Origin of the sequence: Acinetobacter sp. SWBY1, from assembly GCF_002946595.1 — a bacterium.
GTDB classification, from domain to species: Bacteria; Pseudomonadota; Gammaproteobacteria; order Pseudomonadales; family Moraxellaceae; genus Acinetobacter; species Acinetobacter towneri.
The window spans coordinates 2,594,455-2,609,157 of sequence record NZ_CP026616.1 but is presented as its reverse complement, the minus strand read 5'-3'; the positions used below and the strand labels follow the sequence as shown (position 1 = coordinate 2,609,157).

Sequence of the window (14,703 nt, the reverse complement as noted above, 5' to 3'; positions counted from 1 at the left end):
AGAATCGACAATTCACAATAACTCGTAATTCCAATCGATTGCCCTTGCACACCGCAAGGGCTTTTTTTATCGCTCTATTATAGTTTCAATCTTTCTGCCAAATTACTGCGTCATCCCAATTAGCAAAAAACCTCACTGACCTGAACCGTTCTTGTCATTGCACTTCACTATTTTCTGTTTACACTCAAAAGCAATCACTAAGAAAACTATCGACAAAGGATTGATTATGAGCGAGGCCTACATCATTGACGCCATTCGCACTCCGCGCGGCAAAGGAAAAAAAGATGGCGCATTACACGAAGTTAAACCCATTCGCCTACTCACGACCTTATTAAATGAATTGCAACAACGATACAATCTAGATACTTCACAAGTAGACGACATTGTTTTGGGTTGTGTCACACCAATTGGCGATCAGGGCGCAGATATTGCCAAAACCGCAGCAATTTCCGCAGGTTGGGACAATGATGTTGCAGGGGTACAAATCAACCGCTTTTGTGCTTCAGGCTTAGAAGCCGTGAACCTCGCAGCACAAAAAGTCCGTTCAGGTTGGGAAGATTTAATCGTTGCGGGCGGTGTGGAGTCTATGTCACGTGTGGCAATGGGTTCCGATGGTGGTGCTTGGGCATTTGACCCTGAAACCAATATGGCCTGTGACTTTATTCCACAAGGTATTGGGGCTGACTTAATTGCCACACTCGATGGTTATAGCCGTGCCGAGGTTGATCAATTTGCAGCCGCATCACAGCACAAAGCCGCAGCAGCACAAGCAAAGGGATATTTCGAGCGCTCGATTGTACCTGTCAAAGATCAGGCAGGTGTGGTGATTTTGGCACAAGATGAATTTATCAAACCACAGACCACGGCTGAAAGCTTGGCACAGCTCAAGCCGAGTTTTGCCAATATGGGACAAATGGGTTTTGATGCGATTGCCCTGCAAAAATATCCTGAAGCAGGACAAGTCAATCATGTGCATCATGCAGGCAATTCATCAGGTATTGTTGATGGCGCGGCATTGGTCTTGATTGCATCGGAACAAGCGGTACAACAACACAACTTAAAACCACGCGCCAAAGTGCTTGCTACCGCACTGGTTGGCACAGACCCTGCCATTATGCTCACAGGACCCGCGCCTGCAGCACGCAAAGCCTTAGCCAAAGCAGGACTGAACATTGAAGATATTGATCTGTTTGAAGTCAATGAAGCCTTTGCAGCCGTGGTTCTGCGTTTTATTACAGAACTTCAGGTTGATCCCGCCAAAGTCAATGTGAATGGTGGTGCTATTGCCTTGGGTCATCCACTTGGCGCTACAGGTGCCATGATTTTAGGCACCTTACTGGACGAGCTAGAACGACAAGATAAAAAACGCGGCATGGCTACATTATGTGTAGGCGGTGGGATGGGAATTGCCACCATTATTGAGCGAGTATAAGGAGTATAAAAATGAGCGCCATTCACTATTATAAAAATGCCGATAACATTGTCATTCTAACCTTTGACTCACCAAATCAATCTGCCAACACCATGAATGCTGACTTTAGAGATGCATTAGCGCAAGTGGTACAAAAGTTAAAAGCAGACGAACAAGTGGCGGGAATCATTTTCGCCTCTGCGAAAAAAACCTTTTTTGCAGGCGGTGACTTAGATGAGTTGATTCAAGTACAGCCTGAGCATGCCAGCTCATTTTTTCAGATGATTGAAAACCTAAAAGCACAGCTGCGTTATATTGAAACCCGTGGTATTCCTGTGGTAGCTGCCTTAAATGGCACGGCACTCGGCGGCGGATGGGAACTTGCTCTGTGCTGTCATCATCGTATTGCAATTCGTGATGCAAAAACCAAGTTTGGTTTACCCGAAGTGACTTTAGGTTTATTGCCTGGTGGCGGTGGTATTGTGCGGATGGTACGTTTATTGGGTTTACAAACTGCCCTGCCGCTGTTGATGGAAGGCAAACAGCTGAGTGTGGAAAAAGCACAAAGTTTAGGTTTAATCCATGATCTTGCTGAAAATGAAACAGAATTACTCAGCAAAGCCCAAGACTGGATTCTTGCACATCCTCAATCACAACAAGTATTTGATGTCAAAGGCTATAAAATCCCTGGGGGAACACCATCTACACCTGCTGTCGCGCAAATGCTTTCCATTGCTCCTGCCATGCTACGCGACAAAACCAAAGGCTGTTACCCTGCACCTGAAGCAATTTTGAGTGCAGCAGTAGAAGGTGCGCAGGTTGATGTCGATACAGCCTTACGCATTGAATCTCGCTATTTTACCCAGCTCGCAACAGGTCAAATTTCTAAAAATATGATTGGCACCTTTTGGCATGGGCTGAATGCGATTAAATCGGGCAGTGGCCGTCCGCAAAGCATTGCACCGCATCAAACTCAAAAAGTCGGCATTTTAGGTGCAGGCATGATGGGCGCAGGCATTGCTTATGCCACAGCAAGCAAAGGCATTGCGGTTGTTCTTAAAGATGTATCCATCGAACAAGCTGAAAAAGGCAAAGCTTACAGTCAAAAACTATTGGATAAACAAGTATCGCAAGGTCGTATAAGTGCAGAGCGAGCAGCACAAGTCTTAGCCAATATTCATCCAACGGCACAGGCTGCCGATTTACAAGGCTGTGATTTGATTATTGAGGCGGTATTTGAAAATCCCGCACTCAAGGCGCAAGTCACACAAGAAGCCGAAGTTTTTCTGGCAGAACAAGGTGTGATGGCATCCAATACCTCAACTTTGCCAATAAGCGGGCTTGCCCAAGCTGCGCAAGATCAACAGCGCTTTGTTGGACTGCATTTCTTTAGTCCTGTCGATAAAATGCCGTTGGTAGAAATCATTAAAGGAAAAAACACCTCTGCCGATACTTTGGCAAAAGCATATGACTTTGTGCAACACATTGGTAAAACACCGATTGTAGTCAATGACAGACGTGGCTTTTTTACCAGTCGGGTGTTTGGCACTTTTGTGCAGGAAGGCTTGCGCTTACTGGCAGAAGGCGTACATCCTGCCAAAATTGAAATGGCAGCTTTAAAAGCAGGTATGCCTGTTGGCCCACTTGCTATTCAGGATGAAGTATCTTTAACCTTATCTGAACACGTGGCACAGGAAGCACGTAAGGCGCTGCAAGCCGAAGGAAAAGACCGACCACTGTCGAGTGCAGATGAAGTCATTCAAACCATGATTCATCAATTCTCACGTAAAGGCAAAGCTGCAGGTGCAGGCTTTTATGACTACCCTGAGCAGGGTAAAAAACAGCTTTGGTCGGGGTTAAGTCATTGGTATAAAAATACCGAAATCGCTGAACAAGAGATGATTAACCGTTTCTTATTTGTACAAGCACTGGACAGCTTACGTTGCTTGGAAGAAGGTGTTTTAGAATCTGTCATTGATGCCAATGTTGGTTCAATTTTTGGCATTGGCTTCCCTGCATGGACAGGTGGTGCTTTACAATTTTTGAATCAATATGGTTTAACACAGGCTTTGGCACGAGCACAGCAACTTACTGCTGAATATGGCGAGCGTTTTACCCCACCTAAAATCTTGCAAGATCGTGTTGCTGCAGGTGCTAAAAGCATTTAAAGCTAAACTTTAAATTTAAAGCAATCTGGGAGGGATATATCATCCCTCTTTTTATTTGCTCAAAATTACAATGAATATCCCTGCATAAATAGAATGTAATCCGTTTTTCATGCATTTTATGTTATAAAGTTACATAATTTTAAGATTTAGATTCAAATTGGGTAGATGCACATGACCGAACGCCTTACTCCTGAAAAATCACCTTGGGGTTGGAAAGCACTCTTTATTTTCTGTATTTTGGGTGGAATTTTCATGTTTATTTTCTGGTTAGCGGTCACGAATGAACCTGACTACATGCCTAGCCAGCAACAAAAGCAGAATACTCAGCAACACGCCTTTAAAAATGCGCCAGCTATGTCACAAGAAGCATTGGCAAAAGCACAAGCAGATCGTGAAGCACGTGAAGCTTTGGCTGCTGAAACTGCAGATGCACACGGTATGACTGAAACAGAACATGCCAATATGCCTGAAAACCATGAGCCAGCACCCGCACATGGACATTAATATGCACTAGCCGCTCAGTTCATATAGTTCATAAAAAGAAATCGCCATGATCACATCTCATCATGGCGATTTTTATTTTGCACGATTAAAATCAGGACTATCGACAATTCATTTAAAATATCAATCGCATATCTACATGCGCAATACCACAATCTAAATACGACTCACCCTCCACCTGAAAACCCAAGCTTTGATAAAACGGAATCGCGTGTTCCTGCGCAGACAACTTGACCCACGGACGTTGCTGCTGCTTTGCCATCTGAATAATATGCTGCATTAGAACACGTCCCACACCTAAACCACGCTGTGACTTCAGTACCGCGACCCGCCCAATACTGTGATTTTCCAGTAAACGTGCTGTTGCAATCGCCTGTCCAGTTGCATAGACCACAAAATGCAAGGCAACTGCATCTTGTGCATCCCACTCATCTTCAGGCGCAATTCGCTGTTCCTGAATAAAGACTTGCTCACGAATAGATTTGGCCTTTGCAGCAAATTGTGTCCAAGTGCCCGATTGAATTTCATAATCTTGCATCTTTATATCCTGTTCCATCTTGCTTAGCACTTAGAACCAATGCCCTGTTGATCCCACTGATCGTTCAACAACAACTCCAAAGAATGTTTTTGAATACCGTACATGGTTTTTAAATCACGAATTTGTGCCAAAACTGCTTGATCAGGTTCACTCCAATTTTGACGTTTGGTTGCCAAAATCATTTTGTTTTTACTGGTGTGTTCTAAAGCGACAAACTCAAAAACTTTGGTGTCATAACCATAGGCTTTGAGCAATAAAGCGCGGATGGTATCGGTTAACATTTCCGCCTGTTGCCCTGCGTGAATGCCAAATTGCAGCATCGGTTGCAACACGCTTGGGCTTTGTAATTGTGGACGCAACTCTTTATGGCAACACGGCGCGCACATAATCATTTGTGCATTCAGGCGAATACCAGTATGAATTGCAAAATCGGTGGCGACATCACAGGCATGCAAAGCAATCATTACATCTAAATGTTCTGGCTGATAGGTGCGCACATCGCCCTGAAAAAAATCTAGCTGCTGAAAGTCTGAAGCACTCGCCACCGACTGACAAAACTCAACCATTTTCAGGTTTAGTTCCACCCCAGTCACAAAGGGAATAAATTGCTGCTTTTGCAAATAGTCATATAGTGCAAAAGTTAAATAGCCTTTGCCTGAACCAAAATCCACCACGCGCAAGGTATTTTCCGAAATTTTGATTTGCGCCAAGGCACCCGAAAAAATTTCAATAAATTTATTAATCTGTTTCCATTTCCGCGCCATGCTCGGAATAATTTGCGCTTTGGCATCGCTAATCCCCAAGTGTTGTAAAAATGGGCTGGATTGATCGACATAACGCTGCTTTTCTCGGTCATGTCCTTGTGGTTCTTTCGGTTTCGCTATAGTCGGTGCTGTTTTACTGATGCTAAGCATGGCTTTCTTTTTGTTCTTTTTTAGCTGAATTTCCTGATCTGTCGTGAATAAATTGGCCTGTTTACAATCTGCCAATAAGTGACTCAATTGTATCTGTGCTTCTGCCAAAGGATAGTTTTTGGTGATATCCTGCGTTTTATGGCGATACAAACAAGTTAAAACGGTGTCTTGATTTAGCTGAATCACCCGTAAGGTGATTTTTTCTAATTGTTCCAGTTCGCCTTTATATTGACTCAGCACCACACGATCAAGCTTTTGTGTATCAATGGCTTGCTGAAAAGCCTCTAAGAATTGTTGTTCCTGCACAGAGGGAGAAGCCAAAGTCGACATAATAAAAACCTGAAAAAATTACAATTCAAGTTTAATTGTTATTACCCTAAAAGCAAAATTGAATTACGATACAGTTGTATAATTAAGAAATTAAAGCAGATTCGCCATGAAATTAAATGCCCCTTTAGTGCCTGATTATGACCTGCAAGAAGAACGGATTAACTATCTGAGCCATGGTGTTGGTGCGGCCTTGGCATTTATTGCAGGTATTCTTTTAATCATTAAAGGTGCGTATTTAAGTACGGGACAATGGCTAGGTTTGTGGGCCTATGCAATAAGCATGGTACTGCTTTTTTCTGCTTCAATGCTGTATCACATGGCAACCGCAGCAGACCGTCGTTATTTTTATAAAAAGTTAGATCACACCGCAATTTATTATTTAATTGCAGGGACTTATACCCCATTTTTATCCATCGCGATTCCTACTCAAAAAGCACAATATTTGTTAATTGCCCTGTGGATTATTGCCCTGATTGGCACCCTATTTAAACTGGTATTCATCAACCGTTTTCATAAAATTTCTTTAATTGCCTACTTGGTGATGGGTTGGTTAGCCGTTCTGGTCATGGACGATATGCAAGCCTATTTAAGCAGCCAAGCCCTGACCTTTTTGCTAATTGGCGGCATTGCCTACACCGTGGGTGCATTGTTTTATGCCTTAAAACGCGTAAGATATACCCACGCAATTTGGCATGTATTTGTCCTCATTGGTGCAGGGGCACACTTTCTGGCAATTTATCTGTATGTGATTTAATCATGTTGAATCTCGTTCATGCCTTACAGATGAATCGGTCAGATTTAAACGATGCTCATGGATGCAGTTTAGTGACCAACTTCTTGTCCAAAAAAGCATAACTACAAGAAGTGTTGACTATTTTTCTGCCCGTGCAGTCTGTGCCAAATTGCACTTTCATTTAAAATTCACTTTACATAAGGTCCTGTATGGCATCTTCATCTACTGCTGCCGCTGAACAGCCGACTCAAAATTCTAAATTTCGAGTACTGACTGCAAGCGTGGTCGGTACAACTATCGAGTTTTTTGACTTTTATATCTACGCCACTGCGGCAGTCATTATTTTCCCGTATCTGTTCTTTCCGACCAGTACTGACCCAATGACGGCAACCATTCAATCTCTCGCCACCTTTGCAATTGCCTTTATCGCCCGTCCAATTGGCGCAGCTTTATTTGGACATTTAGGAGATCGGATTGGACGCAAAGCCACTTTGGTCGCGGCATTATTGACCATGGGAATTTCTACAGTCTGTATTGGTTTACTGCCGACGTATGCACAAATTGGGATTATCGCGCCATTACTGTTGGCGTTGTGTCGCTTAGGGCAAGGTTTAGGCTTGGGCGGTGAATGGTCGGGAGCAGTACTGTTAGCCACAGAAAATGCCCCTGAAGGTAAACGTGCTTGGTATGGCATGTTCCCACAATTGGGCGCTCCGATTGGTTTTATTCTTGCCACAGGTTCATTCCTTATTTTAGGTGCGCTGATGTCTGAGCAAGACTTTATGACATGGGGCTGGCGCATCCCGTTTATTTCGAGTGCCTTATTGGTGATTGTCGGTTTATGGATTCGCTTAAAACTGCATGAAACGCCTGCCTTCCAAAAAGTGTTGAATAAACAAAAAGAAGTCAATGTGCCATTTATTCAGGTCTTTAAAAAACACGCTAAAATGTTAGTGCTCGGTACAATCGCTGCAATTTGTACCTTTGTGGTGTTTTATCTGACTACGGTATTTGCCTTGCAATGGGGCACCAAACAACTGGGTTATTCACGTGAAGAATTCTTAAAACTTCAACTACTAGCCACATTGTGTTTTGCCGCATTTATTCCCCTCTCAGCCGTTTTAGCCGAAAAATTTGGACGTAAAACTACCTCTATTGCGGTGTGCATCGTCTCTGCAATTTTTGGCTTATTCTTTGCCGATATGCTTGCTTCAGGCAGCACGTGGATTGTATTTATTTTCCTGTGTATTGGCTTGGCAATTATGGGACTTACTTACGGACCAATTGGTACAGTGTTGTCTGAAATTTTTCCTACTTCTGTACGCTATACAGGCTCGGCACTCACCTTTAACTTGGCGGGTATTTTTGGCGCATCGTTTGCCCCACTGATTGCCACCAAACTTGCCACCACTTATGGCTTGGCTGCAGTTGGTTATTATTTAAGTGCAGCATCCATCTTGTCTTTAATCGCATTTTTAATGATTCGAGAAACCAAGCATGATGATGTAAACAATCAAATTTAAGCGCAAAAATTGCATCAAAAAACCAGCCTCGGCTGGTTTTTTTCATGTAGGCGATGGTGACGGTGCTTACAATAATTCAATAATATCAATCGTGGGCGGCACACCAAAACGAAAAGGAACACCGACCATTCCTGTCCCTACAGTCACAAATACATCGGCATGATCATGGCGATATAACCCCTTTTTATGCCCTAAAATAGATACTTTTTTCATCACATAATCGGTCAGCCACGGCAGTTCAACCTGCCCACCATGGGTATGTCCTGCCAACATCAACGGACGTGTCGGCAATTTTGGCACCATATCCACTGTATCGGGGTTATGTGATAACAACACCCACGGCTTATCCTGAGGTAAATCGGGCATATAGCGCATGTCGGTTTTACCTGCCCATAAATCGCCAATACCGAGCAAACGAAACTCATCAAACTCGACAATTCTACCTTCAATATCAATCACGTTATTTTGTTCTAAAGCCGTTTTTAACAGCTCTTGAATGGGCGGGCCAGGATACTGCTCATCATGATTACCATTTACCGAATATACAGGCGCACAAATTTCTTTTAATACCGCCAATTCTTCGACCAATTTATTTTCAGGCTCATAAGTCCAGTCGCCTGCTACAACGACAATATCGGGGTTTTGCAAATTGAGTTTTTTCACAATTTGCTTCAATTGACGCTCATGCCCAGAAAACAAGCCAATATGTAAATCTGCAATTAAAGCAATTTTGACAGGCTTTAATAAACGGCGATCTGCATGAATTTGATATTTGGTAGTTTTGACTTGAATCAAATGCGGTTCAATAAAACGCGCATAGCTCAACACAGCACTGACTAAAAATACAAAAATCGCTTCGTGGATGGAGTAATAGCCCTGAATACCCGCATAGACACTAAAAAAAACCAAAGGCGGCAACAGGTAAGACAAATAAAATGCCAACAAATGCACAAAGGCCTTAAACGGGTGAATGGTTTCTGTATTGGCCTGACTGCGCCATGCTTGCGAAACTGCCCACAGCGTCAAAATTGCCATACCCATATAGAAATACAACACGACTGAATCGTTATCCCACATATTTATTCTCTATTACTTCATACTTCTGCTATTCAATGCTGCGCTAAACCCAGATGTCGCATTTAACCCACACACGTCATATATCTGTATTGTCATATTTATCTTTTCATAGCTGACAATTATACTCAAACCCTATTTTTAACTTATTTGCTCCTCGTGCTAAAAAGGAATTTAATTTGGCAAACCGCAGCTCATCCGCTCCATTTCAAAATATTCGGCACAACGTCTTGTGGCTGAGTTGCGCCTTCGTTTTGACACTCTCAGGCTGTAGCACGCTGCCCAAACAGATTGAACATCCGATCCAGATGGCGTTTGAAACCCCAACCGATCAAACCAGTTTGGCCAAAATTGTACTGCCGCTACGCGAAAAATATCCGCAGCTTACGGGTTATCATGTCCTGTATGATCCGCTCGAAGCCCTAGCAGCACGTATCTATCTGATTAATAAAGCAGAAAAATCTTTAGATTTACAATATTATATTTGGGATAACGATAAAATTGGCGCGCTTGCACTACACGCCATTATTCGTGCGGCAGATCGTGGGGTGAAAGTCCGCTTATTGGTCGATGATAACAATGCCAAAAAAATGGAAGGCATTTATCTCGCGCTCGATCAACACGTCAACATCGACATCAAACTGTATAATCCATATCGCTTTCGACATTATCGTGCCATGGACATGATTTTGGATTTGAAGCGTATTAACCGTCGTATGCACAACAAAAGCTTTATTGCCGATAACCAAATTTCTCTGATTGGTGGGCGCAATATGAGCAATCAATACTATAACGTCAGCGACAATTATCAATTTTCTGATGTCGATGTGATGTTAGTCGGCTCGGCTTCGGATGAAATTATTCACTCTTTTGATGAATACTGGAATGATGACTATGCTTATTCAGTCAAGCAATTGGTCAATCCACAACATTACACCTTGCGTTATGAAAGCTTAAAACAGCAATTAGAACAGCACGATCAAGAAGCCACCGTACAAAATTATTTAGATTTGGTGACTCGTTCTAAAGCGATTGAACAGTGGATGACGCATAGTATTAAGTTCGATTGGGTCAGTGCTGAAGTGGTCAAAGATGCGCCGAGTAAAATTAAAGACCGCGCCTCAAAAGAAGAACATCTCAACTTTCAATTGCTGACGCATTTAGAGAAGCCAAGCAGTAGTGTCGATATTATTTCTGCGTATTTTGTCCCTGAACAATCGGGGGCAGAAAAACTAAAAGACTTGGCGGATGATGGCGTTCAGGTACGCGTACTGACCAACTCCTTTAAAGCCAACGATGTTCCTGTGGTGCATGCTTTTTACGCCAAATATCGAGAAGATTTATTGGCAAATAACGTGCAGCTGTATGAGTTTTTGGCGCGACCTGAAATGGAAAACCTAAACACACATACGCACGAAATTTCCAAAAAAGCCAAAGTCAGTATGAAAGGTTTAAGCCGTTCTAGTTTACATGCCAAACTCATGGCATTGGATGAAAAACAGGTATTTATTGGTTCGTTTAATTTTGACCCACGCTCGGCATATTTAAATACTGAAATTGGGGTGATTTTAAACAGTCCGCCATTGGCTCGCGCAGTTCACCACACCATGGATGTCAATTTGTCCAAATATGCTTATAAACTGGTTTTGGATGCACAGCAAAACATTCAATGGCACATGAAAAATCCACAAGGCGAAACTCAAATTCTGAAAAAAGAACCAGGGATGAAATGGTATCAACGTGCGGCAATGAAAATTACCTCATGGCTGCCAATTGAAGGCTTTATGTAGCAACATAATATTGAAGCTGTTGGATGATGACCATTATTCTTAAAAAAATGTGATGTGCTTAGGCTATCTTTAACATGAAGATGCGCCTAAGCATGTTTTATGATGTCAGCACTTGTGGTTTTAATACCTGACGATGCAACTCAGCCAAACCTTCTGTCATGCGTTCCTGTACCACAGCAGTTAAAGATTCAATATCGTGCCCTTCTACCACAATTGCAGGTAACGCCATTAAATGCGCTGTCACTTTCGACATTTCCAAAACATCTTTCACATGATCAACAAAGGTCATGTCATTAATAAACGGCGCAACAGTATCTAACTCACCTTGCTGATTCACATAACAAATCAGACAAATTTGCACAGGTCGTTTGGCTTCAATTGCTGCCCCTAAAATACGACCATGCACTTTTTTAATTTTGCTTCCATCTGACGTGGTCGCTTCAGGAAAAAATAATACAGGAATATCTTGTTTTAAAAATTGCGTGATTTGTTCACGAATTTTGACTGAATCGCCAGAGCCACGCTTAATAAATAGCGTCCCCCCACCTTTGGCTAACTTACCCAATAACGGCCATTTTTCAATTTCAGCTTTGGCCAGAAAAAATACCCGCGCACTAGAACCCAATACCGCTACATCTAACCACGAAATATGATTACTGACCCATAGCGCAGGGTCATGCGGAATTTCACCATGAATTTGCACTTCAATATTAAAAACTTTGCACAATTGACGGCAAAAATATTGCACATAGCGCGTATTGTTCGGGTTGTTGGTGTCTTTATACAATTGATGACGATAGACCAAATAAAACCCTTCACCAATCGCGCCAGCCGTTGCCAGAACTTTTTTGCTATACAAAGCAAGCTTTGCAAAACCATGAATTGGAGATGTGTGAGTTTCAACAGCTGGGTTCATAGGGTCATCACTAATAATTGTTAAACGCAAAACAACGTATAAAGGTCTATATTTTGCTCATTCTATACTGTTCAATCTGAACTTGCATTGATAATAAAAACCGAAACCTGCATGCAAACATGCGACTTTTGGCAAAATCTAAATAGATAAATTCTATATTGGGGTCATCCTTATAATTGAGTTTACATACGTTGATATAGCATCAAATCAGGGCGCAGGAAAAATCCAATCATCTATATTTCCCTGCACAAACATTTTTTCTACTAGAATATAGCTTTAGCATGGAGATTGCGCTGAGTGGAAAATTTTGTGCCACATCAAGATGGCGAGCGTGTTGTACTGGTCAGTGTCGCTGTCCAAATTTTAGAAGACCTAGATGCCGAAGAATTTCAGCTCTTGGCTGAATCTGCGGGTGCAGAAGTTTTACAACACGTCCACACTCAACGTAGTAAACCCGATGCCAAACTCTTTATTGGCTCAGGCAAAGCCGAAGAAATTGCCGCATTGGTCAAAGAACACGACGCCAATTTGGTCATTTTTGATCATGCACTCAGTCCTGCACAGGCACGTAATTTAGAAAAAGTGATGCAATGCCGTGTGGTTGACCGTACCGAACTCATTTTAGATATTTTTGCTCAACGCGCCCGCACTTACGAAGGTAAATTACAGGTCGAATTGGCACAATTACAACATTTATCTTCACGTTTGGTGCGTAGTCGCAGCAACTTAGACAGTCAAAAAGGAGGTATCGGCTTACGTGGTCCTGGGGAAACCTTGCTTGAAACTGACCGACGCTTATTGCGTATTCGCATGGGACAACTAAAAACCAAACTCGATAAAGTCCGTCAAACCCGTGCACAAGGTCGTGTGGCTCGGCAAAAAGCCGCCATTCCTACCGTTTCATTGGTCGGTTATACCAACGCAGGCAAATCGACCTTATTTAATATTTTGGCGCAAAGTGATGTCTATGCTGCTGACCAACTGTTTGCTACGCTTGACCCTACTTTACGGCGTTTAGAATGGGATGGCATCGGACGTCTGGTATTGGCAGACACCGTTGGCTTTGTAAGAAACCTATCTCACTCTTTGGTGGAATCTTTTAAAGCAACTTTGGAAGAAACCTTAGAAGCCAGTTTATTGCTGCATGTGATTGATTCAAGCAACCCCGATGTGTTGGAACAAATTGAAGCAGTCGAAGGTGTGCTAAAAGAAATTGGCGCAGATGTACCTATTTTGCGGGTTTACAATAAAATTGATGTCTCAGGCGAAACAGCCAAAATTATCTATGAAAAACCGCATCAACCTGACCGTGTCTATGTATCGGCACATTCAGGGCAAGGTTTAGACTTGTTAAAACAAGCCGTACATGAATGTTTGATGGGGCAAATTCAAAAGTTTGATCTTAAATTACAACCTGCTTATGGCAAACTGCGCAATCAACTGTATGCGCTCAATGTCATTCAGGCAGAACAGTACGATGATGAAGGTCAATTACATCTACAAGTCAGCATGGCACCACATAAACTGGAACAACTGATTAAACAGGCACATTTACCGATAGACGAAATTTTAGGTGCACAGGCAGAACAATTTAAACGTCCGCTTGAAGCATTTGAAATTGACGATCAGATCGGTTAAAACGTGATAAGTAAAATTTTAATGAAAGATCAAAAATGAGCAGGATAAAACATATCGATTGGCCAGCATGGATCGGCACACTCCTTTTGATTATTGTGTTTCGTGAAGCCTCTGTATGGATCATGACCCAATTGAATCACCCAGAATTAGGCAATTTAGTCGGTTTGCTCAGCCTGCTGGCGGTATTATTTACATGGCGCAAACTCAGTAAAATTCCTGCTCGTCTGGTCGATACCAACAACAAAATCATGAAAGAAAGTGCCTTTGCCTTTTTACCCATCAGCGCGGGTTCATTAATTATGCTCACGCACATGGGCAAACAAATTCCAATCTTCTTAATTGTGTTGTTTATCAGTACGCTGATCCCGCTTTGGCTGTATGCCAAAATGGCAAAACGCTGGCTTTAGGAGATTAAAATGCTGTCAATTCTATATGGTTTTTTAATCACTCTCGTTGCATATTTACTGGCAAAACCTTGCAACCAAAAAGTCCCGCAAATCCCTGTGATTGTCTTTGGCATGTGTTTTGTGTTGCTACTGTTGTATTTTTTCGGGATTCCATACGAAACTTACGTCGCACAAACCAACCCTTTGTTTAATCAATTATTGGGCTATGTGACAGTTGCACTCGCCATTCCTCTAGCAGCCATGCGTTATGACGATTTACCCCTCAAAGCGATTTTAGGTATTTTGTTCTTTGCCAGTCTTAGTGCTGTGGCGCTGCCGATGGGGCTTGCTTATGCGCTACATATGTCCAGTGCCGATATTATGGCATTTGCCACCCGTGCAGTGACCACGCCGATTGCGATTAATATCGCAACCTTATTAGAAGCACCGATTCAATTGGCAGTATTAATTGTAATTTTATCAGGTGTCGTGGGTGCTGCTTTTTCACCACTTATTTTAAGGCATATCAATGATGAACGTGCTTCAGGTTTGGCACTTGGCTTAGCTGCACATGCCATTGGTACTGCTCAAGCATGGCAACGTGGCAGTGTTGCAGGACGTTATGCTGCCTTTGGCATGGCAGTCAATGCAGTCTTTACCGCAGTTTGGCTGCCAACATTTATACTGTATTTACAAAGAATGTGACTGAGCAATCACTTTTAAAGATTGTGACCATTTCACTTTCTTTTTATTATGAAATATCCAGTTTGCGAAATGAAGG

The 14,703-nt window shown here is 42.5% G+C and carries 13 protein-coding genes; 9 read left to right on the top strand and 4 right to left on the bottom strand.

From position 1 onward, the window contains the following. Positions 1 to 226: 226 nt before the first annotated feature. The 3 genes from C3Y93_RS12575 to C3Y93_RS12565 all read left to right on the top strand — a co-directional run bounded on the left by C3Y93_RS12575 (position 227) and on the right by C3Y93_RS12565 (position 4,083). Positions 227 to 1,432: an acetyl-CoA C-acetyltransferase gene (locus C3Y93_RS12575; protein ID WP_104853081.1), complete on the top strand. Its 1,206-nt coding sequence runs from the start codon at positions 227 to 229 to the stop codon at positions 1,430 to 1,432. Positions 1,433 to 1,443: 11 nt separating this feature from the next. After that, positions 1,444 to 3,579: a 3-hydroxyacyl-CoA dehydrogenase NAD-binding domain-containing protein gene (locus C3Y93_RS12570; RefSeq protein WP_104853080.1), complete on the top strand. Its 2,136-nt coding sequence runs from the start codon at positions 1,444 to 1,446 to the stop codon at positions 3,577 to 3,579. Between the two features lie 171 nt (positions 3,580 to 3,750). Beyond that, positions 3,751 to 4,083, top strand: a complete 333-nt coding sequence (locus C3Y93_RS12565) for a hypothetical protein (RefSeq protein ID WP_004972453.1) — start codon at positions 3,751 to 3,753, stop codon at positions 4,081 to 4,083. 112 nt (positions 4,084 to 4,195) lie between these two features. Here the strand turns inward: C3Y93_RS12565 and C3Y93_RS12560 are convergent, their stop codons facing one another. Both C3Y93_RS12560 and C3Y93_RS12555 read right to left on the bottom strand, forming a co-directional pair. Next, positions 4,196 to 4,618, bottom strand: a complete 423-nt coding sequence (locus C3Y93_RS12560; protein WP_104853079.1) for a GNAT family N-acetyltransferase — start codon at positions 4,616 to 4,618, stop codon at positions 4,196 to 4,198. Positions 4,619 to 4,641: 23 nt separating this feature from the next. Beyond that, positions 4,642 to 5,862 (bottom strand): class I SAM-dependent methyltransferase, encoded by a 1,221-nt coding sequence (locus C3Y93_RS12555; protein ID WP_104853078.1) that lies wholly within the window; start codon positions 5,860 to 5,862, stop codon positions 4,642 to 4,644. 106 nt (positions 5,863 to 5,968) lie between these two features. Here C3Y93_RS12555 and trhA point away from each other — a divergent pair, with 106 nt between their 5' ends. Both trhA and C3Y93_RS12545 read left to right on the top strand, forming a co-directional pair. Next, on the top strand, positions 5,969 to 6,616 hold the full coding sequence (gene trhA, locus C3Y93_RS12550; protein WP_004972459.1) for a PAQR family membrane homeostasis protein TrhA: 648 nt from the start codon (positions 5,969 to 5,971) through the stop codon (positions 6,614 to 6,616). A 188-nt stretch (positions 6,617 to 6,804) separates the two neighbouring features. After that, positions 6,805 to 8,118 (top strand): MFS transporter, encoded by a 1,314-nt coding sequence (locus C3Y93_RS12545; RefSeq protein ID WP_104853077.1) that lies wholly within the window; start codon positions 6,805 to 6,807, stop codon positions 8,116 to 8,118. A gap of 66 nt (positions 8,119 to 8,184) precedes the next feature. On the opposite strand, the gene C3Y93_RS12540 is transcribed toward C3Y93_RS12545, so the two are convergent. Continuing rightward, the gene (locus C3Y93_RS12540; protein WP_104853076.1) at positions 8,185 to 9,195 is read right to left on the bottom strand and encodes a metallophosphoesterase; all 1,011 of its coding nucleotides are present in this window, start codon (positions 9,193 to 9,195) and stop codon (positions 8,185 to 8,187) included. A 176-nt stretch (positions 9,196 to 9,371) separates the two neighbouring features. Here C3Y93_RS12540 and C3Y93_RS12535 point away from each other — a divergent pair, with 176 nt between their 5' ends. Further along, on the top strand, positions 9,372 to 10,982 hold the full coding sequence (locus tag C3Y93_RS12535; protein ID WP_026438286.1) for a phospholipase D family protein: 1,611 nt from the start codon (positions 9,372 to 9,374) through the stop codon (positions 10,980 to 10,982). Between the two features lie 97 nt (positions 10,983 to 11,079). Here C3Y93_RS12535 and C3Y93_RS12530 read toward each other — a convergent pair whose 3' ends face one another. After that, a complete protein-coding gene (locus C3Y93_RS12530) occupies positions 11,080 to 11,898 on the bottom strand; it encodes a lysophospholipid acyltransferase family protein (protein ID WP_004972464.1) in 819 nt (272 codons plus the stop codon). 297 nt (positions 11,899 to 12,195) lie between these two features. On the opposite strand from C3Y93_RS12530, the gene hflX reads away from it, so the two are divergent. The 3 genes from hflX to C3Y93_RS12515 are packed head-to-tail and all read left to right on the top strand — an operon-like array spanning position 12,196 to position 14,627. Continuing rightward, positions 12,196 to 13,536, top strand: coding sequence for a ribosome rescue GTPase HflX (gene hflX, locus C3Y93_RS12525; protein WP_104853075.1), 1,341 nt, complete (start codon positions 12,196 to 12,198; stop codon positions 13,534 to 13,536). A 35-nt stretch (positions 13,537 to 13,571) separates the two neighbouring features. Then, on the top strand, positions 13,572 to 13,943 hold the full coding sequence (locus tag C3Y93_RS12520; RefSeq protein WP_104853074.1) for a hypothetical protein: 372 nt from the start codon (positions 13,572 to 13,574) through the stop codon (positions 13,941 to 13,943). Positions 13,944 to 13,952: 9 nt separating this feature from the next. Then, positions 13,953 to 14,627 carry an LrgB family protein gene (locus C3Y93_RS12515; protein WP_004972468.1) on the top strand — a complete coding sequence of 225 codons (675 nt, stop codon included), beginning with the start codon at positions 13,953 to 13,955 and terminating at the stop codon, positions 14,625 to 14,627. Positions 14,628 to 14,703 lie beyond the last annotated feature (76 nt).